Source organism: Pseudomonas algeriensis (assembly GCF_048847255.1).
Lineage (GTDB): Bacteria > Pseudomonadota > Gammaproteobacteria > Pseudomonadales > Pseudomonadaceae > Aquipseudomonas.
The window spans coordinates 73,947-93,297 of sequence record NZ_JBKKRK010000022.1; the positions used below are offsets into that span (position 1 = coordinate 73,947).

Here is a 19,351-nt window from a genome sequence, read left to right on the forward strand (position 1 = left end):
TCATTAGCGATTGGCGCTGGTTGCGACAAGGGCACGGGCGGCGGCGATATCTGCATGGATCGCCGTCTTGAGCGCCTCCAGAGAGGCAAAACGCTGCTCTTCACGCAGCTTCTGGTGGAAAACCACCGTCAAACGCCGGTCATACAGATCGCCGGCAAAATCCAGAATGTGTACTTCGAGATGGGCCTTGCCATCTCCCTGGACCGTCGGCCGTACACCGATATTGGCGACGCCGGGCCAGGTCTTGCCATCGATGTCGACACTCACCAGGAACACCCCGGTGAGCGGCACACGACGGCGCTTGAGCTGCACGTTGGCCGTTGGCGTGCCTAATTGGCGCGCCAGTTTCTGCCCATGCAGGATCCGCCCGGCAATCCGGTACGGCCGGCCGAGCAAGCGCTCGGCCAATTCGAAGTCGGCGGCCGCCAAGGCGTTGCGGACCTGGGTGCTGCTGACGCGCAAACCGTCCATCTCGACGGTCTGCGCCGCTTCAACCGTGAAGCCCTGGGCGATACCTGCCTGTTGCAGGTAATCAAAATCTCCGGACCGATCACAGCCAAAACGGAAGTCATCGCCGACTTCCAAGTGTTTCACATCGAGACCATCCACCAGGATGGTATCGACGAATTCGGCGGCACTGAGTTTGCTCAGGCGCTGGTTGAAGGCCAGGCACAGGACCCGGTCGACGCCTTCGGCGGCCAGCAGCTGCAGCTTGTCCCGCAGCCGCGCCAAGCGGGCCGGAGCGGTGTCCGGGGCGAAAAACTCCCGGGGCTGCGGCTCGAAGATCACCACGCAGCTGGGCAGGCCCAATTCCAGCGCACGCTCGCGCAGCCGCGCCAGGATAGCCTGGTGACCACGGTGGACACCGTCGAAGTTGCCAATGGTGGCGACACAGCCCCGATGGCGGGGACGCAGGTTGTGAAGGCCTCGAACCAGCTGCATAACGCGCTTCTTGCTCATAAAGTGGCCGATTATAACCACACCCGGCGGTCGGTGACAGGCAACACCGTAACCCAAAGTGATCGAACCGACAAAACCGCCGTCGGGCCCGTGATCATACAGAGCAGGTGCTCAGTTCAAGGCTTTGCGATTGAAGTCGCGCAAACGGAACCCCATCAGCAGCAACATGCCGAAATACGCCACCACGCCCGCCACGACCAACACGCCCAGGCGCAGGAAACGCTCGAGCATCTGCCCTTCGCCCCAAGCCGGCATGAAGTGCATCCCGGCCAACAATACCGCCGACATCACCGCCACGGCGACCAGCAGCTTGAGGCCGAACTTGCCCCAGCCCGGCAGCGGTTGATACATCTTCTGCTTGCGCAGTTGATAAAACAGCAGCCCGGCGTTGAGGCAGGCCCCTGCACTGATTGCCAAGGCCAGGCCGGCATGGGCCAGGGGACCGATGAGCAGCAGGTTGAACAGCTGGGTCATCACCAGCGTGAAGACCGCGATCTTCACTGGCGTGCGGATGTTCTGCTGGGCATAGAAACCTGGCGCAAGGACCTTGATCACGATGATCCCGAGCAGCCCCACCGAATAGGCAATCAGTGCCCGCTGCGTCATCAGGGCATCAAATGCATTGAATTGACCGTACTGGAACAAGGAAACGGTCAGCGGCTCGGCGAGGATCCCCAACGCCAGCGCGCAAGGCAGGACCAGCACGAAGCACAGGCGCAGGCCCCAATCGAGGATCCGCGAGTACTCATGGCGATCCTGGCTGGCGTAGGTCTTGGCCAGGGTCGGCAACAGAATCGTGCCCAGCGCCACGCCCAGCACGCCGGACGGCAACTCCATCAAGCGGTCGGCGTAGTACATCCACGACACCGAGCCAGCCACCAGAAACGAGGCAAAAATAGTGTTGATGATCAGCGAGATCTGACTCACCGAGACACCGAGAATCGCCGGCAGCATCTGCTTCATGACGCGCCACACGCCGCTGTCGCGCAGGTTCAGCCGCGGCAGCACCAGCATGCCGATCCTCTTCAGGTGCGGCAGTTGATAGAGCAACTGCGCCAGGCCACCCACCAATACCGCCCATCCCAGGGCCATTACCGGTGGATCGAAATACGGCGTCAGGAACAACGCAAACACGATCATGCTGACATTGAGCAGCGTCGGCACGAAGGCCGGCACCGAAAAGCGGTTCCAGGTATTGAGGATCGCCCCGGCCAGCGACGACAGGGAAATCAGCAATATATAAGGAAAGGTCACCCGCAACAGATCCGAGGTGAGCTGGAACTTTTCCGGCGTGTCGGTGAACCCTGGCGCGGTGGCCCAGATCACCCAAGGCGCGGCGAGCATGCCGGCGGCCGTGACAAGTGCCAACACCAGCGTCAGCAACCCCGTTACATAGGCGATGAAGGTGCGGGTCGCCTCGTCGCCCTTCTGGCTTTTATATTCCGCCAGGATCGGCACGAAGGCCTGGGAAAAAGCCCCTTCGGCAAAGATTCGCCGCAGCAGGTTGGGCAATTTGAACGCAATGAAGAAGGCGTCGGTGGCCATTCCGGCACCGAATATCCGGGCGATCAGCGTATCGCGAACGAACCCAAGGACACGGGAAAGCATCGTGATAGAGCTGACGGCAGCCAACGATTTAAGCAGATTCATGAAAAGAGTTTTTGCCTGTCGATAAACAGCAGGCGAACAATGCGCCCACTTGTGCGATACTCCGCGCCGCTAAACAGCACAGCGCCAAAGCCCGCGAGTTTACAGGTCGCACGCCGGAAAGAAATCATTCGGTGCGCCGCACCTGCCATTCAGCGGAACGTGTCACCCGCCCTTGACAAGACCTCAACTCATCGGCATGATTCGCGGCCTATTTTGTTTGCTATTTCCTAAAAAGTCTTTCGAGGAGCTCGACGGTGGCCAACTCACCTTCCGCCAAAAAACGTGCAAAACAGGCTGAGAAGCGTCGCAGCCACAACGCCAGCCTGCGTTCCATGGTCCGTACCTACATCAAGAATGTAGTCAAGGCCATCGACGCAAAAGACGCTGAAAAAGCACAAGCTGCTTACGTTCTGGCTGTGCCAGTTATCGACCGCATGGCCGATAAAGGCATCATCCACAAGAACAAGGCTGCTCGCCATAAGAGCCGCCTGAATGGCCACGTAAAGGCCTTGAACGTTGCCGCTGCTGCCTAAGCGACGCGCTCGTTAAAAAACCGACCTCAGGGTCGGTTTTTTATTGCCTGGGATTTATCAGCCACACAGCAAAAAAACTGTGGGAGCGAGCTTGCTCGCGAATGCTGTCTGCCAGCAGCATTGATGCCACCTGACACACCGTATTCGCGAGGCAAGCTCGCTCCCACACAGGGGCATTGAGCGTAGGTTATTGAGCCCGAGCCCACGGCAGGATCGGAATCGCCGTCACCGCATTTTGCGGGCTGCCCTCGATCACGCGATCGCTATAGACCAGATACACCAGCGTATTGCGCTTCTTGTCGAGGAACCGCACCACCTGCATGGTCTTGAACACCAACGAAGTGCGCTCGCGGAACACCTCTTCGCCGTCCTTGAGGTCGCCCTTGAAGCTGATGGGCCCGACCTGCCGACAGGCGATGGACGCCTCGGCGCGATCTTCGGCCAGGCCCAGACCGCCTTTAACACCACCGGTCTTGGCTCGCGACAGGTAACAGGTCACGCCGTCCACCTTGGGATCGTCAAACGCCTCGACCACGATCCGATCGTTCGGCCCGACAAACTTGAACACCGTCGAGACCTGGCCGATTTCCTCGGCCGAAGCCAGCAGCGGCAGTGCCAGCAGTAAGCCGATCAATCCTTTTGCCATACCCATGTTTTTTCCTTAGACGAGGATCAGGTTGTCACGGTGGACCAATTCGGGCTCCGCCATGTAACCCAACAAGCCGACGATCGCATCAGACGACTGGCCGATGATTTTCTGCGCTTCCAACGCGCTGTAGTTGGCCAGGCCGCGGGCGATTTCGCGACCGTCCGGCGCGACGCAGACCACCATCTCGCCGCGACGAAAACTGCCCTGGACCAGCTTCACGCCCACTGGCAGCAAACTCTTGTTGCCCTGGGACAAGGCCGACACCGCCCCCGCATCCAGCACCAAGGTGCCACGGGTTTGCAGATGCCCGGCCAACCATTGCTTGCGTGCCGCCAGCATGCCGCGCTCGGGCGACAACAATGTTCCGATACGCTCGCCAGCCTTCAGGCGATCCAATACACGTTCCAGCCGACCACCCACGATAATCGTATGCGCCCCGGAACGGGCCGCCAGGCGCGCCGCGCGCAGCTTGGTCTGCATGCCGCCACGCCCCAAAGCCCCGCCGGTGCCACCCGCCACGGCATCCAGCGCCGGATCATCGGCGCGGGCCTCGTAGATCAGCTTGGCGTCGGGATTGTTGCGTGGATCGGCATCGAACATGCCGTCGCGATCCGTGAGGATCACCAGCAGATCCGCCTCCACCAGGTTCGCCACCAGCGCGGCCAGGGTGTCGTTGTCGCCAAAACGGATTTCGTCGGTGACCACCGTGTCGTTCTCGTTGATAACCGGGATAACCTTCAGCTCGACCAACGCCCGCAACGTACTGCGGGCATTGAGGTAGCGCTTGCGGTCGGACAGGTCGTCATGGGTCAGCAGGATCTGCGCCGTGTGGCGGCCATGCTCGGCGAAGCTCGACTCCCAAGCCTGGACCAGGCCCATCTGGCCGATGGCGGCGGCAGCTTGCAGCTCATGCATCGCGCTGGGTCGCGACGTCCAGCCCAGGCGACTCATGCCGGCAGCCACGGCCCCGGAAGAGACCAACACCAACTCGACACCCGCCTCATGCAAGGCCACCATCTGTTCGACCCACACCGCCATAGCCGTGCGATCCAGGCCCTTGCCATCCGCCGTCAGCAGTGCGCTGCCGATCTTGACGACCCAGCGCTGCGCACCCGTCACCTTGCTCCGCATTTTCTTCAACCTTTGCCAGCGAACGGCGCGACCCAGCGCCGCCCATGGGATTATTCGTATTTGCGTTTTACAGATACCAAAACGCCGCTCGATTGAGCGGCGCCTTGGAAACCGGCTGGCTGCGATGATAACACCGCCCTGGACCAGTTAATGCCAGCCACACGAGAATCCTTGTGGGAGCGAGCCTGCTCGCTCCCACAGGTTTTGCCTTCAAGCGGCCGGCATCAGCACAAGATCAGTCGCGGACGTAGATGATCTCCGGACCGTCCTCGTCATCCACATCTTCTTCGTCCCAATCGTCGTCACCGATGTCATGGACCGACTTGACGCCACTGCGGCGCAAGGCACGCTGGTCGTCCAGCGCCTGCAACTGGGCGCGCGCCTCGTCTTCGATGCGCTGGTCGAGCTCGGCCAGCTCTTCCTTGTAGGCCGGGTCGTTGGCCAGGCGATCGGCGCGATCTTCCAGGTAACGCATGATGTCGTGGCACAGACGCTCGGTGTTTTCCTTGGCGATGGCCGAGATCACGTAGACCGGACCTTCCCACTCCAGGCGATCGACGATCTCCTTGACCCGCTCCTCGTGCTCTTCCTCGAGGATCTGGTCGCACTTGTTCAGCACCAGCCAACGGTCGCGCTCGGCCAGGGCCGGGCTGAACTTGGTCAGCTCGTTGACGATGACTTCGGCAGCATCGGCAGCACTGGTTTCATCCAGAGGCGCCATGTCGACGAGGTGCAGCAACAGGCGGGTACGGGACAAGTGCTTGAGGAAGCGAATGCCCAGGCCGGCACCCTCGGAAGCGCCTTCGATCAGCCCCGGAATGTCGGCGATCACGAAGCTTTTCCAACGGTCGACACTGACCACGCCCAGGTTTGGCACCAGGGTGGTGAACGGGTAGTCGGCCACTTTAGGCTTGGCCGCCGACACCGAGCGAATGAAGGTACTTTTACCGGCATTCGGCAGACCTAACAGACCCACATCGGCCAACACTTTCATTTCCAGCTTCAGGTCACGCTGTTCGCCGGGCTTGCCTGGCGTGGTCTGGCGCGGCGCGCGGTTGGTACTGGATTTGAAACGGGTGTTGCCCAGACCGTGCCAGCCACCATGGGCCACCAGCAAACGCTGGCCGGCCTTGGTCAGGTCGCCGATGACTTCCTGGGTGGCGGAATCGATCACCGTGGTACCGACCGGCACGCGCAGGATCAGGTCTTCGCCCTTCTTGCCGGTGCAGTCGGTGCTGCCACCGTTGGAGCCACGCTCTGCATCGAAATGCCGGGTGTAACGGTAGTCCACCAGGGTATTGAGGTTTTCATCGGCGAGCATGTAGATCGAGCCGCCGTCGCCCCCGTCACCACCGTTCGGGCCACCGTTTTCAATGAATTTTTCCCGACGGAAACTCATGCAGCCATTGCCGCCGTCGCCAGCCTTTACTCGAATCGATACTTCATCAACAAACTTCATGACACACGCCTCTCGCCGTACGGACGAGCCGAAAAAAACAAGACATAAGACTCTTGCAAAAATGAGCGCAGCGACCTCAAAACACGCCCCAACCGCAGCGCCGACAGCCCATACAAACAGTTTTGCAAGAGACTCACCCCACAAACGAAAAAGCCCCGTCGCAAGACAGGGCTTTTCCAGCGGTCTCGCAATTAAGCTGCGATAACGCTTACGTAACGACGACCGAAGGCGCCTTTTACTTCGAACTTGATCACGCCTTCGATTTTAGCGAAGAGGGTGTGATCCTTACCCATGCCAACGCCGTAGCCAGCGTGGAATTGGGTGCCGCGCTGACGCACGATGATGTTGCCCGCTTTGATAGCCTGGCCGCCATACATCTTCACGCCAAGGCGTTTGGCTTCTGAGTCGCGACCGTTACGGGTACTACCACCAGCTTTTTTGTGTGCCATGAGTTCAATTCTCCTAGTGAGGAATTAGGCTGAAATTAAGCCTGAATACCGGTGATTTTGATCTCGGTGTACCACTGGCGGTGGCCCATACGCTTCATGTGGTGCTTACGACGACGGAACTTGATGATGCGGACTTTATCGTGACGACCTTGGGAGATCACTTCAGCCACAACGGTAGCGCCAGCAACGACTGGAGCGCCGATATTCACGTCATCGCCATTGGCGACCAACAGAACGCGATCAAAAGTCACGGATTCGCCGGTAGCGATTTCCAGTTTTTCGATCTTCAGGTATTCACCTGGGGCGACCTTGTATTGCTTGCCACCAGTAACGATTACTGCATACGACATGGTATTTCTCCGATAATCCTGCTCACCCAGCGCTTTATAAGAAGAGGTATTGGCTGGCATGGCTGCATGGGCTGGAAGGCCCGGATGCAATTGCGTAAGGCAGGTGCTGCCCAGGAAGTTCAGGGTGCGCGATTGTACGCAAGCTGACCGAGCCTTGCAAGTGGCCGCCCCGCACTGTAGAAGCATGCGCCTTGACACCTGCGGACGTGGGTCCTAGCATGCCGCGCAACCCTTCTGGAGCGCCTGTCGCTGATGCAACCCCAAGCTTTCTACCGCGCAGTGGCGGACGATTTTAGTGCCGTCGACGGTATCATCAAGAAGCAGCTGACGTCCCGCGTGCCGCTGGTATCGAAAATCGGCGACTACATCACGTCGGCCGGCGGCAAGCGCCTGCGTCCTTTATTGGTGCTACTGTGCGGCAAGGCACTGGGTCGCGAAGGCGACGACATGCGCCTGCTCGCCGCCACCATCGAATTCCTGCACACCGCGACCCTGCTGCATGACGACGTCGTCGACATGTCCGGCATGCGCCGTGGCCGTTCGACCGCCAACGCCATGTGGGGCAACGCCCCGAGCGTGCTGGTGGGTGATTTCCTGTACTCGCGCTCGTTCGAAATGATGGTCGAGCTGGGCTCGATGCCGGTAATGAAGATCCTGTCCCAGGCCACGCGCATCATCGCCGAAGGCGAAGTGCTGCAGTTGTCCAAGGTGCGCGATGCCAGCACCACCGAAGAAACCTACATGGAGGTCATTCGCGGCAAGACCGCGATGCTCTTCGAAGCCTCGACCCACAGCGCCGCCGCCCTGGCCGGTGCCACCGCCGAGCAGAGCGAAGCCCTGCGCACCTTTGGCGACCACCTGGGCGTGGCCTTCCAGCTGGTGGACGACCTGCTGGACTACAAGGGCGACGCCGAGACCCTGGGCAAGAACGTCGGTGACGACCTGGCCGAAGGCAAGCCGACCCTGCCGCTGATCTACACCATGCGTGAAGGCACGCCTGAACAGGCAGCTTTGGTACGCCAGGCGATCCAGAAAGGCGGGATCGAGGACCTGGAGAGCATCCGGATCGCGGTCGAAGCTTCCGGATCGCTGGAATACACCGCGAAATTGGCCCAGGACTACGTCGCCCGCGCAATCAAGTGTCTCGACGCCCTACCGGCCAGCGAGTACCGCGATGCGCTGGTGGAACTGAGCGAGTTTGCGGTCGCCCGCACCCATTGATGACAGAAGCCCTGTGGGAGCGAGCTTGCGCCACAGGGGTGTTTCACTGCGCTGCCCCCTTTGACTTAAAACCCTATACAATGTGCGCCCTTTTGCCCTCCTGATACCAAGGAACCTTAGTGAGCACGTTGCCGCCCTGCCCGAAATGCAATTCCGAATACACCTACGAAGACGGTACCCAACTGGTCTGCCCAGAGTGCGCCCATGAATGGTCCGCCGGCGGCGAAGCGCAAGCGCCGTCCGACGACATCGTGAAGAAGGATTCGGTTGGCAACGTCCTGCAGGACGGCGATACAATTACCGTGATCAAGGACCTCAAGGTCAAGGGCACTTCCCTGGTGGTCAAGGTTGGCACCAAGGTCAAGAACATCCGCCTATGCGATGGCGATCATGATATCGACTGCAAGATCGACGGCATCGGCCCGATGAAGCTTAAATCCGAGTTCGTCAGAAAAGTCTGAATCTGTTGTATTCCCATCCCATGCCCCGCGTGGGATGGTGCTTGCCTTCCCCCTCCCCAATCCTATTTTGTGCGGCTCCACGGGATTCCAACCCGCTTGGGCTTTCACAACCCATCGTCAGAAAAAAACCGTTGCGCCAATAGAGACTTGCTATTTAGCGAATAAGAATTATTCTCATCGAACCCATCAAGGAGATGAGAACCATGACTTATTTGATCGATGCCTGGCTGGACCGTCCACATCCCTACCTGAGGATCCTGCACCGGGAAACCGGGGAAGTCTGTGCGGTGCTTGAAGAAGAAGCCTTGAATGAGCTGCAGGACCAAGGGGATCTGGACCTCAACAGCCTCAACTCCAGCGAACCGCTGGTGCTAAAGGAGTTGGTGCGAAACCTGTTCCTGTTCTGCTACGCCCGGGCGTTGCGCCCAACGGGTGATTTCAGCGGCAGATTCCATGGATGAGCATAAATAACCTATGGGAGAACCTGTGGGAGCGATGGTGCGGCTCGCTCCCACAGTTTTTTGTCCGGCTGTAAAAACCGGACAGGGTCTTACAATACGTCCAACAGCTCGACGTCGAACACCAGCACGCTGTGCGGCGGGATGCTGCCAACGCCCTGGGCGCCGTAGGCCAGCTCGCTAGGCACGTACAAACGCCATTTACTGCCGGCGTTCATCAGTTGCAGCGCCTCGGTCCAGCCAGGAATCACGCCGCCTACCGGGAATTCGGCTGGCTGGCCACGATCGTAGGAACTGTCGAACACAGTGCCGTCGATCAGGGTGCCGTGGTAATGGGTGCGCACCTGGTCTTCACGGGTCGGCTTGGCGCCTTCACCCTGGGTCAGCACTTCGAATTGCAGGCCAGAGGCCAGGGTGGTGATGCCTTCGCGCTTGGCATTTTCAGCCAGGAACGCACGACCTTCGCCCGCAGCGGCCTCAGCCTTGGCGGCGGCTTCCGCTTGCATGATTTCACGGATGACCTTGAAGCTGGCGGACATCTCGTCCTGGCCCACGCGGCTTGGCTTGCCGGCGAACGCGTCGGTCAGGCCGGCCAGGATCGCGTCCAGGCTCACGCCCGGTGGCGGATTGTCGCGCAGTTGGTCGCCCAACTGACGGCCTATGCCGTAGCTGACGCGTGTTTCGTCGGTGGACAGGTTAACTTCGGACATGATGCTGCTCCGCTGTGCGGACGGCCCGGGAAGTTGCCGTGCGTACACAGCGCCTCCCGGAGCGCCCGGAACCAAAAGGGCGAGCAGACTAGCACAGATGCCGCAGCGCGTGAGGAACCTCAGTGCTTGGTCAGCTTGTCCAGATACCCCATGGCGAAGGCCGACACCACGAACGTCATGTGGATGATCACGTACCACATCAGGTGGTCGGGATCGACATTCTTGGCATCCATGAAGATACGCAACAAATGGATGGAAGAGATGGCTACGATCGACGCGGCCACCTTCATCTTCAAGGAGGAAGAGTCCATGGTGCCCAGCCAGTTGAGCTTTTCCTTGTCGGAATCGATGTCCAGTTGCGAGACGAAATTCTCATAGCCGGAGATCATCACCATAACCAGCAAACCGCCCACCAGCGCCATGTCGATCAGCGACAGCAGCACCAGGATCAGCTCGGACTCGGCCATGGAAAACACGTTGGGGATGACGTGAAAGACTTCCTGGAAGAATTTCAGCGCCAGGGCCAGCAAGCCCAGAGACAGCCCGAAGTAGATCGGCGCCAGCAGCCAACGGGAGGCGTACATTGCATTTTCGATAAAGCGTTCCATTGAGTCTCACACCAGGGCTGAAAAAACGCGGCGAGTATACCAGCCACGCCCCTACCGACAAACGCCGGTCCGGCCTGCGGATCTACTGGCGGAGCATGCCCTTGGACGACTCACTGAAGCGGACGAAACTCGAAACCGCCAACGTTGCGACAACGCCCTCCGTTGATCTCCCGCAGTTGCGCCTGCATGTGCAGGGACCAGATCTGCGGATCGTCGGCCAGTTCATAACCGTGGGTTGTCAGGCTCTGGACGATGGTGTCGAGTATGGTTTCTGCGGCGGTCGGCCCGGGAAACGGCCCCTGGGCCTTGATGGCGGAAGGTTGCTCGCCGGCCATTCCGGCGGCGAAGAGCACGGTCCACATGCCCGTGTCTCCAGCGAGCGGACGGACAGCACATTCAATGCGGGTCACCAGGCCCAGGCACTGGCGGGTAAGGCAAAGGTTGCGCGACATGGCGGCGCCCCTCGGTAGATCCGGTATTCAGCCCAGGCGGGGCTGTTTCGATCCAATGATGGCTCTCGTTATCCTTGAACTGAGGATAGGAGAAAAGTTCCGGCGGCGAAGGATTTCGAAACCAGAATGCGCCGAGCGGTCACAGTGTGAATATTGACGCCAAACTGGTGGCGCATTAAGAAAAAATGATCCCAAAAAACAGTGTGGGAGCGAGCCTGCTCGCGAAGGCGGATGGGCAGCAACAATGATGTCGACAGTCCATCCGCTATCGCGAGCAGGCTCGCTCCCACAATTAGATTTTCCGATATAGGAAAAATCCTCAAGCAGGCTTGGCCTCCGCCAGCGCCTGCTGCGCCAGTTCCTTTTCCGCCTCCTTGATATCGTCCTCGCTGATCATTTCCGCGATAACCCGCAGCCGCTCCACCACGCGCGCATTGACGCTGCCCTCCGGGAACTCGCCGTTCTCGTCCGGCTCGCCCGCGGGTTCGCCCACCAGCAGGCTCAGGGCTTCGTCGGCCTGGCGCACGGCGTAGACGTGGAATTGCCCGGCGCGCACGGCGGCCAGCACTTTTTCATCGAGCATCAGGGTCGCTACGTTGGCCTGGGGAATGATCGCCCCCTGCTCGCCTGTCAGCCCGCGGGCTTCACAGAGGCGGAAGAAGCCTTCGATCTTCTCGTTGACCCCACCCACCGCCTGCACTTCACCAAATTGGTTGATCGAGCCGGTGATGGCGAAGCACTGCTTCAATGGCGTCTTCGACAAGGCCGAGATCAGCGTGCAAGCTTCGCCGAGGGATGCGCTGTCGCCGTCCACATAGCCGTAGGACTGCTCCAGGGCGATGCTGGCCGAGATCGCTAGCGGGAATTCCTGGGCATACCGGCTTCCCAGGTAGCCGGTAAGAATCATCACACCCTTGGAGTGGATCGGCTGGCCGAGGTTGACCTCTCGCTCGATGTCGACGATACCGCTGCCGCCGGGATATACCGTGGCCGAAATGCGCGCCGGGACACCGAACGCAGAGTCGCCCACCTCAAGTACCGTCAACCCGTTGCACTTGCCCACGGCCGCGCCGTCGGTGTCGATGAGGATGATCCCCGCTAGCATGTCGTCGAGGATTCGCGCCGAGACACGCCCGGTGCGGGTTGCCTTGGCCTTCAAGGCGCGCTCGATGTGACCGGCATCGGTCATCTCGTCACCGGCCAGTTGGCGGATGAAATCCGCCTCGCTGACCAGTTGGAAAAGGTCACCGATACGCGCCGAAAGGCGTCCCTGGTGTTCGGCCAGACGCGCACTGTAAGTCGCCAGGCGCGCCACCGCATCGGCGGTCAGCGGCGCCATGCCCTCTTCCGAGGTGCGTGTCTTGAGCAACTGGGCTAACTGCTCCAGGCTCTCGTCGCCCATCGGGATGTCTTCATCGAAGTCCACCAGTACGCGAAACATTTCCTGGAAATCCGAATCCAGGTCCTGCAAGGCGTAATAGAGCTGGCGCGCGCCGATGATCACGACCTTGACCTGCAACGGGATGTGCTGCGGCGTCAGGGTGACCGTCGCCAGCCGCCCCAACTCGCCCAGTGGCGACTCCATTTTCAGCTTGCGCGACTGCAGGGCACGCTTGAGCGCATCCCACACGAACGGCTCGCCGAGCATCTTTTCCGCTTCAAGGATCAGAAAACCACCGTTGGCACGGTGCAAGGCGCCTGGGCGCAACTGCCGATACGTGGTGTAGAGCGCGCCTTGGTCGGTGCTGTATTCGATGCGTCCGAACAGATTGTCGTAGGTCGGGTGCGGTTCGAATACCACCGGCGCGCCACCGCTCGCCGGATGGCCGACGACCAGGCTCGGCGCGTATTGCTCTTCCAGCAGCTTGCGGGCGACGGCGTCGGTCTTGCTGTCGTCCACCAGTTGTTCGACCACGGTCTTGAGCAGATAGACCTGCATGGCTTGCAGATATCCACAAACCGCGGCGTTCTCGGCGTACTTTTCCGACAACGGCGCCAGCAAAGGCTGTAAGGCCAGCGTGATGGTTTCTTCGTTGAGCTGACGCAACTGGTTGTTGGATTCGCGTTTCCACTGCGGGAGGCTGGCGAGCTCTTCGTTCAGGCGCTCCTCCAAGCCGGAAATATCTTCGTGGAACCGCTCGCGCTCGGCCTCCGGCAGTTGGGCGAACTCCGCCTCGTCCAGCGCCTTGCCCTCGCTCATCGGCGTGAACGCGATGTTGCTGCTGTCACGGTACAGCGCGACATCCTTTTCCAATGCCAGGCGCTCGATCACATCGAGAGCGCGGTCGTAGCGCTGGTTGAAGGCGCGGTCGATGGCGCTTTTTTTCTGCTGGTAGGACGGGTGCTCGAACACGGCCGGAAAAGTCGCCAGCAGATTGTCGATAAGGCCATTGATATCGCCGATGAACGTGCCCGCCGTACCCGAGGGCAGCTCCAGGGCGCGCGGCTCGCGAGGCTCATCGAAGTTATTGACATAGACCCAGTCCGACGGGGTCTGCATGCGCTTGCCTTCGGCCTTGAGGTAGCGCTTGACGAAAGAGAACCGGCCAGTACCGGGCTCACCCATGACGAATACGTTGTAACCGGGGCGTGGCATCGCCACACCGAACTGCAATGCTTCGACCGCACGCTCCTGGCCAAGCACACCGCGGAAGGGCTCCAGATCATTGGTGGTAGAGAAGCTGAACTGTTCAGCGGAAAACGGACGGGTCAGCGCTTCGGGCGCTAGACGCAAGCTGGCAGCAACAGGATCAGGCATCGGGCTTCCTTACATCAGGCGGGGCAGATAGCGGCATTCTGGCGCTGCCTATACCTGACTGGCAAGGAGCGTCTCAGACCAAAGCATAGTCGAGGCAAAAACCCAGGGCAGAGCCCCGCAAGCAACGGGTTTGCAGTAATGTTTTTGCAAAATGTCACGGAACCCTCGGATCGTGCCTAAACTCCAAACTGCGCGGCTGGAACAATAACCGGCCCACTGGCTCCTGTAGGGGCCAGACCCTGTCCATTGGTATGCACATAAAGAGAACATAGCTATGAAACGGATTCTTCTCGGTACTCTCTTCACCGCTGTATCCATCAACGCCATGGCTCAGGCGCCGGGCGGCCCGGATTGCGGTTGGGGCAACATGCTGTTCGAAGGTCAGCGTGGCACCCCGGCCCACTTCCTCGCATCCACCACCAACGGCACCTCCGGCAACGCCACCTTCGGCATGACCTCCGGCACCAACGGCTGCTCGACCAACGCAGCACTGACCTACGGTGGCAAGTCCTGGCTGGCCATGAATGGCATGATGAACGAGCTGTCCGAAGACATGGCCAAGGGTCAGGGCGAAGCGCTGACCACCTACGCCGTGGTACTGGGTGTGGCGCCGGAAGATCGCGCTCACTTCTCCGCTGTGACCCACGAGCACTTCCAGCAGATCTTCAGCAAGGCTGACGTGACCGCAGAAGACGTGCATGCCAACACCCTGGCCATTCTGAAAAACGACCCTCGCCTGGCCAAGTACGCGACTCAAGCTTAAGCTCGACACCACTCGCTCCTTTCGGGGAGCGGGTTTTCTTTCTGGGGCCCTCTCGGTCTTTATTTTTCGATCTTCCAAGTAGCCGACTATGCTCAAACGCCTTGCCTGGCTGGCGCTCTGTGTGTGCGCCCCGCTATCCGCCGCGCCTCATGTCGACCCTCAACGTTTGCAGCAACTGGCCAATGACCGCTTCTGGATTTCCCTTGGCCACTACGAAACCGCCAAGCTCGGCGGCTGGCGCAGCTACATCAGCGACAAGAAATTCTTCCTCGCACCCGACGGCAACGAGCATCCCGACCGCGAACTGACCGCCACGCTGCAAGCCCTGTACGGCCCGGCCAGTGCCGGCCAGCAGCATGCCCAGTGCGTGTACCCGGCGCGTACCCGCTGGCTGAAGGCGCAGCTCGACCTGACGGACCTGCCCTCGGTCAATTGCAGCGATTACACCCAATGGTTCAAGGACGTTTCGCCCCACAGCGCGGTGATGATCTTCCCGGCCGCGTACCTGAACAGTCCGTCATCGATGTTCGGCCATACGTTGCTGCGCATCGACCAGGCCGATGTGCAAAGCGACAAGACCGCGCTGCTCAGCTACGCGATCAACTTCGGCGCCTACATTGAAGGTTCGGATAACAGCATCCTCTACGCCTGGAAGGGCCTGATGGGCGGCTACCCTGGCCTGTTCGCCCTGGTGCCGTATCAGGAAAAACTCTCCGAATACCGCAGCCTCGAGAATCGCGACCTGTGGGAATACCGCCTGAACCTGAGCCAGGCGGAAACCGAACGGATGGTCGAGCATGTGTGGGAACTCAAGCAGATCCAGTTCGACTATTTCTTCTTCGACGAAAACTGCTCCTATCGCCTGCTTGAATTGCTGCAAGTCGCCCGTCCCAGCCTGCGCCTGACCGAACAGTTCCCGCTCACGGCGATCCCCACCGACACCGTCAAGGCGGTGAAAGAAGCCGGGCTGGTGGAAAGCATCCAGTACCGCCCGTCCCGGGAGCGAGAGTTGCTCAGCCGCGCCGAACCGCTCAGCGATAATGAGCAGCAGTGGGTTTTGAAGGTCAGCGCCGACCAGCAACAATTGCAAACGCCCGACTTCAAGGCGCTACCGCGCGAGCGCCAGGCGCTGATCATCGATGCCGCCTACCGCCTGGAGCGTTATCGCGCCAACGGCCAGGAGCGCGATCCACAGCGGGCCCAGCGCAGTTTCGAGCTGCTGAGGGCGATCAACCAGAACCCCGCGCCGGAACTGGACATCCCACAGCCGGGCCTTCCGGAAGACGGCCACGAATCGCGCACCTGGCAGGCCGGCCTGGGTACGCGGGGTGACCGTGCGTTCGGTGAGTACGGCCTGCGCATGGCCTATCACGACCTCAACGACAACGCCGAAAGCTTTCCGCTGGGGGCGCAAATCGAGATCCTGCAACTAAAGCTGCGCCAGTACGAAGGCAACGACTGGCAAGTGCAGCAGCTGGACCTGGCGACCATCCGCTCCCTGACCCCGCGCAACGAGCTGCTGCAACCGTTGTCCTGGCAGGTCACTGGTGGCCTGGAGCGGGTGCCGGGCAAACACGACGATGAAACATTGGTCAGCCACGTCAACGGCGGCGCGGGCGGCACTTGGGCGCTGGGCGAAGATGTACTGGGCTTTGCACTGGGCACGGTGCGGGTCGAACACAACAACGATTTCGCTCAATTCATCGCCCCGGCCGCCGGATTCAACAGCGGCGTGCTGTGGAAAAACCCGCTGGGCAACCTGAGCCTGGAAGCCAAGGGCGATTACTTCGTCAATGGCGAGGTACGCCGTAGCCTGAGCCTGAACCAGCAGTGGGAATTGTCCCGCAACCTGGGCCTGCGCCTGAGCGCCCAGCGAGAGTTCAGCCACTTGGCCTCGCCAGAGAACGAGGTGATGCTCGAGGTGAAGTGGTACCACTACTGAACGAACGGATTGATCACCGCGCTTTCACACCTTTCTGACGAATCCGCTTCTAGACTTCTTTTATGAGTGGATCGGGCAGGAACGCAAAACATGTGGCGCGCGGCGGTGGTATTGGGGGTGTTGGTGTTGCTCGGTGGCTGTGAAACAACCCATGAGGATTTGATTGCCCGAGGTTATCCACCGGCCTTCGCCGACGGTTTCGATGATGGCTGCAGTAGCGGTCGGCAAGCCGCCGGCGTAATCACAGGCCAGTTCAGGAAGGACGTGCCGCGTTATCTCAAGGATGCCCGCTACGCCGAGGGCTGGAGCGACGGCTTTCGCCAGTGCCAGGCCATGCGCGAGAGTGAAGAGCGTGACGTCTACCGCGAACGCCACTGGGACGATCGCGAACGTGCCTGGCAGCAGGAGAAAGATCGCGACGCCGCTCGGGCCTATCGCACGCAGTGAGTCGCTCAGAGACATCCGTCGAAACCAAAACCTTGCGACCATGGCCCAAACTCCAACAGAGGAGAACCCTATGAGTCGCGCTTTCGTCAACGAAGACAACGCCGCCGCCCAGGCCGATCAACCGGTCGAACGCCAGGTCAGCGCACAGCCCAACTACGTCACGCCGGCGGGGCTTGCTCAATTGCAGGCACGGGTCACCAAACTGCAGCAACTGCATAGCCAACAGTCTGCCCAGGGCGAGCGGGCAGACAAGCAGCGTATCGCCGATATCGAACGGGATCTGCGATATTTCAATCAACGCCTGCAAAGCGCCCAGGTCGTTACGCCGAGCCATTGCGATCAGGTGCGAATCGGGCACTGGGTGACTTTTGCCGATGAGCACGATCAGGAACGGTGTGTGCAATTGGTTGGGGAAGACCAGGCCGATGCGACCAATGGACTGATCAACTGGGGCTCGCCGCTGGGGCGGGCCTTGCTGGGGGCGAAGGTTGGGGATGAGGTGGTGTGGAAGCGGCCGGCGGGGGATCTATCGATTGAGGTGGTGGCAATTGACCTGAAGTAAAGCCACGGTCCATGAAAAACGGAGCCCGAAGGCTCCGTTTTTTATGCAACCGACCGAATCAGGCCAGTTTCTTGTGCCGTACGCGATGCGGCTGGGCGGCGGCTTCGCCGAGGCGTTTCTTGCGATCGGCTTCGTACTCGGTGTAGTTGCCTTCGAAGAACACCGCTTGGGAGTCGTCTTCATATGCCAGGATGTGGGTTGCCACGCGGTCAAGGAACCACCGGTCGTGGGAGATCACAATGGCGGCGCCCGGGAAGTCCAGCAAGGCTTCTTCCAGGGAACGCAGGGTTTCGACGTCGAGGTCGTTGGACGGTTCGTCGAGCAGCAAGACGTTACCGCCCTCCTTCAACGTCAACGCCAGGTGCAAGCGACCGCGCTCACCGCCGGAGAGATCCTTGACGAACTTCTGTTGATCGCCGCCCTTGAAGTTGAAACGACCGACATAAGTGCGCGACGGGATTTCGTAGTTGCCGATACGGATCTGGTCGGAACCGTCAGAGATCTGCTGGAACACGGTCTTGCTGCCGTCCAGGTCCTCACGGCTCTGGTCGACGCAGGCCAGTTGCACGGTTTCACCGATCTCGATGGTGCCGGAGTCCGGGGTTTCCTTGCCCATCAGCATGCGGAACAGCGTGGATTTACCCGCACCGTTACCACCGATCACACCGACAATGGCGCCTTTAGGCATGGAGAACGACAGGTTGTCGATCAACACGCGGTCGCCGTAGCCCTTGGTGACGTTCTTGAATTCGATGACCTTGTCACCCAGGCGCGGGCCGGCCGGGATGTAGATCTCGTTGGTTTCGCTGCGCTTTTGGAATTCCTGAGACTGCATTTCCTCGAAGCGTTGCAGGCGAGCCTTGGATTTCGACTGGCGCGCCTTGGCGCCCTTGCGCACCCATTCCAGTTCTTCCTTCATGGCTTTTTCATGGGCCGACTGCTGCTTGGACTCCTGGGCCAGACGATCGGACTTGGCTTCCAGCCAGCCCGAATAGTTGCCCTCGTACGGAATGCCCGCGCCGCGGTCGAGTTCCAGGATCCAGCCGGCGACGTTGTCCAGGAAGTAACGGTCGTGCGTGATCGCAACCACGGTGCCTGGGAAGTCGTGCAGGAAGTGTTCGAGCCAGGCGACGGAGTCGGCGTCCAGGTGGTTCGTCGGTTCGTCGAGCAGCAACATGTCCGGCGCGGACAGCAGCAGGCGGCACAGGGCCACGCGACGCTTTTCACCGCCCGACAGATGTTCCACTTTCGCGTCCCAGGCCGGCAGGCGCAGCGCATCGGCGGCCACTTCCAGCTGGCGATCCAGGTTATGACCGTCGCTGGCCTGCAGGATCGCTTCGAGCTTGGCCTGTTCGGCGGCCAGCTTGTCAAAATCGGCGTCCGGGTCGGCGTAGGCGGCGTAGACCTCGTCCAGGCGCGCCTGGGCGTCCTTGATCACGCTGACCGCTTCCTCGACCACTTCACGCACGGTCTTGGTCGGGTCCAGTTGTGGCTCTTGCGGCAGGTAGCCGATGTTCAGGTCGGGCATCGGACGGGCTTCACCGTCGAACTCCTTGTCGACGCCGGCCATGATTTTCAGCAGCGTGGACTTACCCGAGCCGTTGAGGCCCAGTACGCCGATCTTGGCGCCAGGGAAAAAGGAAAGAGAAATGTTTTTCAGGATTTCCCGCTTCGGCGGAACAACTTTGCCCAGCCGATGCATGGTGAAGACGTATTGAGCCATGGTGAACCTAGCGTCAGTGACAGTGAAAAGAACGAGCCAGGCCATGCGCGGCGCGGGCAGTTGAT

The 19,351-nt window shown here is 60.5% G+C and carries 20 protein-coding genes; 8 read left to right on the forward strand and 12 right to left on the reverse strand.

Annotated features, from left to right (window positions below; genetic code table 11):
- Nucleotides 1–3: 3 nt before the first annotated feature.
- Together ribF and murJ are read right to left on the reverse strand one after the other, a co-directional pair.
- Entirely contained in the window at nucleotides 4–942 is a 939-nt protein-coding gene (ribF, locus tag ACLK1G_RS24070; protein ID WP_420767645.1) for a bifunctional riboflavin kinase/FAD synthetase, read from the reverse strand.
- A 129-nt stretch (nucleotides 943–1,071) separates the two neighbouring features.
- Nucleotides 1,072–2,610 (reverse strand): murein biosynthesis integral membrane protein MurJ, encoded by a 1,539-nt coding sequence (gene murJ / locus ACLK1G_RS24075; RefSeq protein ID WP_420767646.1) that lies wholly within the window; start codon nucleotides 2,608–2,610, stop codon nucleotides 1,072–1,074.
- 254 nt (nucleotides 2,611–2,864) lie between these two features.
- Here murJ and rpsT point away from each other — a divergent pair, with 254 nt between their 5' ends.
- Nucleotides 2,865–3,143: a 30S ribosomal protein S20 gene (rpsT, locus tag ACLK1G_RS24080; protein ID WP_020798646.1), complete on the forward strand. Its 279-nt coding sequence runs from the start codon at nucleotides 2,865–2,867 to the stop codon at nucleotides 3,141–3,143.
- A 187-nt stretch (nucleotides 3,144–3,330) separates the two neighbouring features.
- On the opposite strand, the gene ACLK1G_RS24085 is transcribed toward rpsT, so the two are convergent.
- From ACLK1G_RS24085 to rplU, 5 genes are all read right to left on the reverse strand, one after another.
- Nucleotides 3,331–3,795, reverse strand: coding sequence for a CreA family protein (locus tag ACLK1G_RS24085; RefSeq protein WP_420767647.1), 465 nt, complete (start codon nucleotides 3,793–3,795; stop codon nucleotides 3,331–3,333).
- A gap of 9 nt (nucleotides 3,796–3,804) precedes the next feature.
- Nucleotides 3,805–4,923 (reverse strand): glutamate 5-kinase, encoded by a 1,119-nt coding sequence (gene proB, locus ACLK1G_RS24090; protein WP_420767648.1) that lies wholly within the window; start codon nucleotides 4,921–4,923, stop codon nucleotides 3,805–3,807.
- Between the two features lie 235 nt (nucleotides 4,924–5,158).
- Nucleotides 5,159–6,382, reverse strand: a complete 1,224-nt coding sequence (gene cgtA / locus ACLK1G_RS24095) for an Obg family GTPase CgtA (RefSeq protein WP_039593902.1) — start codon at nucleotides 6,380–6,382, stop codon at nucleotides 5,159–5,161.
- Between the two features lie 191 nt (nucleotides 6,383–6,573).
- On the reverse strand, nucleotides 6,574–6,831 hold the full coding sequence (gene rpmA, locus ACLK1G_RS24100) for a 50S ribosomal protein L27 (protein WP_053153633.1): 258 nt from the start codon (nucleotides 6,829–6,831) through the stop codon (nucleotides 6,574–6,576).
- 35 nt (nucleotides 6,832–6,866) lie between these two features.
- Complete coding sequence (gene rplU, locus ACLK1G_RS24105) at nucleotides 6,867–7,181, reverse strand: 50S ribosomal protein L21 (RefSeq protein ID WP_003176051.1); 315 nt, start codon at nucleotides 7,179–7,181, stop codon at nucleotides 6,867–6,869.
- 252 nt (nucleotides 7,182–7,433) lie between these two features.
- On the opposite strand from rplU, the gene ACLK1G_RS24110 reads away from it, so the two are divergent.
- The 3 genes from ACLK1G_RS24110 to ACLK1G_RS24120 all read left to right on the forward strand — a co-directional run bounded on the left by ACLK1G_RS24110 (nucleotide 7,434) and on the right by ACLK1G_RS24120 (nucleotide 9,324).
- On the forward strand, nucleotides 7,434–8,402 hold the full coding sequence (locus ACLK1G_RS24110) for a polyprenyl synthetase family protein (RefSeq protein ID WP_420767649.1): 969 nt from the start codon (nucleotides 7,434–7,436) through the stop codon (nucleotides 8,400–8,402).
- Between the two features lie 119 nt (nucleotides 8,403–8,521).
- Complete coding sequence (locus tag ACLK1G_RS24115; RefSeq protein WP_420767650.1) at nucleotides 8,522–8,863, forward strand: zinc ribbon domain-containing protein YjdM; 342 nt, start codon at nucleotides 8,522–8,524, stop codon at nucleotides 8,861–8,863.
- 203 nt (nucleotides 8,864–9,066) lie between these two features.
- Nucleotides 9,067–9,324, forward strand: a complete 258-nt coding sequence (locus tag ACLK1G_RS24120; protein ID WP_003205743.1) for a PA4570 family protein — start codon at nucleotides 9,067–9,069, stop codon at nucleotides 9,322–9,324.
- A gap of 89 nt (nucleotides 9,325–9,413) precedes the next feature.
- On the opposite strand, the gene bamJ is transcribed toward ACLK1G_RS24120, so the two are convergent.
- From bamJ to ACLK1G_RS24140, 4 genes are all read right to left on the reverse strand, one after another.
- Nucleotides 9,414–10,031 (reverse strand): BamJ family beta-barrel-assembly machinery protein, encoded by a 618-nt coding sequence (gene bamJ / locus ACLK1G_RS24125; RefSeq protein ID WP_003205746.1) that lies wholly within the window; start codon nucleotides 10,029–10,031, stop codon nucleotides 9,414–9,416.
- A 119-nt stretch (nucleotides 10,032–10,150) separates the two neighbouring features.
- Complete coding sequence (locus ACLK1G_RS24130; protein ID WP_420767651.1) at nucleotides 10,151–10,639, reverse strand: TIGR00645 family protein; 489 nt, start codon at nucleotides 10,637–10,639, stop codon at nucleotides 10,151–10,153.
- A 110-nt stretch (nucleotides 10,640–10,749) separates the two neighbouring features.
- A complete protein-coding gene (locus tag ACLK1G_RS24135) occupies nucleotides 10,750–11,091 on the reverse strand; it encodes a PA4575 family protein (protein WP_420767652.1) in 342 nt (113 codons plus the stop codon).
- A 319-nt stretch (nucleotides 11,092–11,410) separates the two neighbouring features.
- Complete coding sequence (locus ACLK1G_RS24140; protein ID WP_420767653.1) at nucleotides 11,411–13,849, reverse strand: Lon protease family protein; 2,439 nt, start codon at nucleotides 13,847–13,849, stop codon at nucleotides 11,411–11,413.
- Nucleotides 13,850–14,123: 274 nt separating this feature from the next.
- On the opposite strand from ACLK1G_RS24140, the gene ACLK1G_RS24145 reads away from it, so the two are divergent.
- The 4 genes from ACLK1G_RS24145 (at nucleotide 14,124) to ACLK1G_RS24160 (ending at nucleotide 17,563) form a co-directional block, all read left to right on the forward strand.
- Nucleotides 14,124–14,612 (forward strand): DUF3015 domain-containing protein, encoded by a 489-nt coding sequence (locus tag ACLK1G_RS24145; protein WP_420767654.1) that lies wholly within the window; start codon nucleotides 14,124–14,126, stop codon nucleotides 14,610–14,612.
- A gap of 88 nt (nucleotides 14,613–14,700) precedes the next feature.
- Entirely contained in the window at nucleotides 14,701–16,554 is a 1,854-nt protein-coding gene (locus ACLK1G_RS24150) for an Lnb N-terminal periplasmic domain-containing protein (RefSeq protein ID WP_420767655.1), read from the forward strand.
- A gap of 90 nt (nucleotides 16,555–16,644) precedes the next feature.
- A complete protein-coding gene (locus ACLK1G_RS24155; RefSeq protein WP_420767656.1) occupies nucleotides 16,645–17,001 on the forward strand; it encodes a hypothetical protein in 357 nt (118 codons plus the stop codon).
- A 70-nt stretch (nucleotides 17,002–17,071) separates the two neighbouring features.
- Complete coding sequence (locus tag ACLK1G_RS24160) at nucleotides 17,072–17,563, forward strand: GreA/GreB family elongation factor (protein WP_420767657.1); 492 nt, start codon at nucleotides 17,072–17,074, stop codon at nucleotides 17,561–17,563.
- A gap of 58 nt (nucleotides 17,564–17,621) precedes the next feature.
- Here the strand turns inward: ACLK1G_RS24160 and ettA are convergent, their stop codons facing one another.
- Nucleotides 17,622–19,286: an energy-dependent translational throttle protein EttA gene (gene ettA, locus ACLK1G_RS24165; RefSeq protein WP_420767658.1), complete on the reverse strand. Its 1,665-nt coding sequence runs from the start codon at nucleotides 19,284–19,286 to the stop codon at nucleotides 17,622–17,624.
- Between the last annotated feature and the right edge of the window lie 65 nt (nucleotides 19,287–19,351).

Bases quoted from the DNA above. Each gene is read 5' to 3' on its own strand.
- ACLK1G_RS24155 (WP_420767656.1), top strand. From the start codon at position 16,645: ATGTGGCGCGCGGCGGTGGTATTGGGGGTGTTGGTGTTGCTCGGTGGC.
- ACLK1G_RS24120 (WP_003205743.1), top strand. From the start codon at position 9,067: ATGACTTATTTGATCGATGCCTGGCTGGACCGTCCACATCCCTACCTG.
- murJ (WP_420767646.1), bottom strand. From the start codon at position 2,610: ATGAATCTGCTTAAATCGTTGGCTGCCGTCAGCTCTATCACGATGCTT.
- ACLK1G_RS24150 (WP_420767655.1), top strand. From the start codon at position 14,701: ATGCTCAAACGCCTTGCCTGGCTGGCGCTCTGTGTGTGCGCCCCGCTA.
- rplU (WP_003176051.1), bottom strand. From the start codon at position 7,181: ATGTCGTATGCAGTAATCGTTACTGGTGGCAAGCAATACAAGGTCGCC.
- ribF (WP_420767645.1), bottom strand. From the start codon at position 942: ATGCAGCTGGTTCGAGGCCTTCACAACCTGCGTCCCCGCCATCGGGGC.
- ettA (WP_420767658.1), bottom strand. From the start codon at position 19,286: ATGGCTCAATACGTCTTCACCATGCATCGGCTGGGCAAAGTTGTTCCG.
- ACLK1G_RS24145 (WP_420767654.1), top strand. From the start codon at position 14,124: ATGAAACGGATTCTTCTCGGTACTCTCTTCACCGCTGTATCCATCAAC.
- ACLK1G_RS24135 (WP_420767652.1), bottom strand. From the start codon at position 11,091: ATGTCGCGCAACCTTTGCCTTACCCGCCAGTGCCTGGGCCTGGTGACC.
- cgtA (WP_039593902.1), bottom strand. From the start codon at position 6,382: ATGAAGTTTGTTGATGAAGTATCGATTCGAGTAAAGGCTGGCGACGGC.
- rpmA (WP_053153633.1), bottom strand. From the start codon at position 6,831: ATGGCACACAAAAAAGCTGGTGGTAGTACCCGTAACGGTCGCGACTCA.
- ACLK1G_RS24085 (WP_420767647.1), bottom strand. From the start codon at position 3,795: ATGGGTATGGCAAAAGGATTGATCGGCTTACTGCTGGCACTGCCGCTG.
- ACLK1G_RS24140 (WP_420767653.1), bottom strand. From the start codon at position 13,849: ATGCCTGATCCTGTTGCTGCCAGCTTGCGTCTAGCGCCCGAAGCGCTG.
- proB (WP_420767648.1), bottom strand. From the start codon at position 4,923: ATGCGGAGCAAGGTGACGGGTGCGCAGCGCTGGGTCGTCAAGATCGGC.
- bamJ (WP_003205746.1), bottom strand. From the start codon at position 10,031: ATGTCCGAAGTTAACCTGTCCACCGACGAAACACGCGTCAGCTACGGC.
- ACLK1G_RS24160 (WP_420767657.1), top strand. From the start codon at position 17,072: ATGAGTCGCGCTTTCGTCAACGAAGACAACGCCGCCGCCCAGGCCGAT.
- ACLK1G_RS24130 (WP_420767651.1), bottom strand. From the start codon at position 10,639: ATGGAACGCTTTATCGAAAATGCAATGTACGCCTCCCGTTGGCTGCTG.
- ACLK1G_RS24110 (WP_420767649.1), top strand. From the start codon at position 7,434: ATGCAACCCCAAGCTTTCTACCGCGCAGTGGCGGACGATTTTAGTGCC.